This is a genomic window from Nocardia sp. NPDC046763 (assembly GCF_040645495.1).
Lineage (GTDB): Bacteria > Actinomycetota > Actinomycetes > Mycobacteriales > Mycobacteriaceae > Nocardia.
This window is the reverse complement of record NZ_JBEYYI010000099.1, coordinates 1-1,419: the sequence shown is the minus strand read 5'-3', so window position 1 is coordinate 1,419 and position 1,419 is coordinate 1. Positions and strand designations below refer to the sequence as shown.

Here is a 1,419-nt window from a genome sequence, read left to right as displayed (position 1 = left end):
TCCGCTACTGGCACCCCTCTATGTCAAGACGTGGGTGTGGGTGTGGGGTTAACCTGGTTTTCGGGTCCGGGATGTGGCTTGTCCGAAGGGTCGGTGTGCGGGTTGAAGCCGGTCGCGCTGGAGTCAGTGGTCGTTCCCGATTGCCCTCCCGGGCCTGCTGATTCATGCCGCCGCTGATCAGCGAGCATCCGGGCGTAGACGACGTTGGACAGCCGTCGTTTGAGGGCGCGCAGCGCTTCCATCGAGGTCTTCCCGCCCGCTCTGCGCGTGTCGTAATAGTGCCGGCCGGCAGTGTGGTTGCGGAGTTGGACGATAGCCATGATGTGCAACACTCGGTTGATCTTGCGGTTGCCGGCGCGGGAAAGCCGATGCCGTTGCTGATCACCCGAGGACGCATCCAGTGGTGCGGTGCCGTTCCAGGACGCGAACCTGTCCCGGGTGGCGAATCGACCGATATCGCCGGTATCAGCCAAAAGCCGTGCCGCCGACGATGGTCCGATCCCGTGCAGGTCCATCAACGTGGAACCGCGCTCGGTGACCAGCTGCCGCAACTCCTTGTCCGCGGCCCTGATCTTGCGGTCGATGGTTTCCAGGTCCTCGATCAGCTCGGTGACCAAACGCAGCCGGATCCGGGCAGCCGCATCCTGCGGTGTGATCGTGGCGATCAGGTCGCGGGCTTGGCGGGCCGACAGAAACGTCTTGGCGCCACCGGGAATCAACTCCAGCAGCAGCCGGTGCAGTCGGCACAGGGTTTCGGTGCGTGCACGACCGAGTTCGTCACGACGGTCGGCCAGCATGCCCAAAGCGATCAGTTCCGGATCAGCCTGCACGCGCCGCAGACTCGGTGCGCGCAAGGCGGCCATGGCGACTGAGTGAGCGTCGACCGGGTCTGTTTTGCGGCCGTTGCCGGTCGCGAACACCCGCACCTGGGCGGAGAGTTTCGCGGGCACGTCGATCACGGTCTCACCATCGTGGACCAGCCGGTGCGCCAGGTGGCGGCCGATGCCGTTGCAGCCCTCGACGGCCCACACCCGGTCGGTGAACTTCCGTCCCGCAGAAAGCATTTCGTTGTATCCGGCAGTGTCGGTGCCATACCGGCCGCCGGTCAGGACCCTTCCAGTGGTATCGATGATTTCGATGGTGGCCGAGCGTTTGTGCGGATCCATCCCGACGATGACGGTCATCATCCCTCCCGTGTCCGGCAGCAACAGTGGTGTCCGTGCGGGAGGGCACTGCTAGTTCGAGCCGGGGCAGGCCCCTCTTCAGCCACTCCCTGCACGGCACCCGGTGGGAGGCAAGCCAGTAGAGAGCCACACCAATCCAGACGGCGGGCAGCCGAATATTGGGAGCATCCCACCGGGCACCTGGATCAAATCCTGGCCGGGACCTGACCCTGACAGCAAGTGTCTAACTAGCCGA

General features: G+C 64.7%; 1 protein-coding gene. It reads right to left on the bottom strand.

From position 1 onward, the window contains the following. Positions 1-23: 23 nt before the first annotated feature. Positions 24-1,184 (bottom strand): IS110 family transposase, encoded by a 1,161-nt coding sequence (locus ABZ909_RS43660; RefSeq protein WP_357012402.1) that lies wholly within the window; start codon positions 1,182-1,184, stop codon positions 24-26. Between the last annotated feature and the right edge of the window lie 235 nt (positions 1,185-1,419).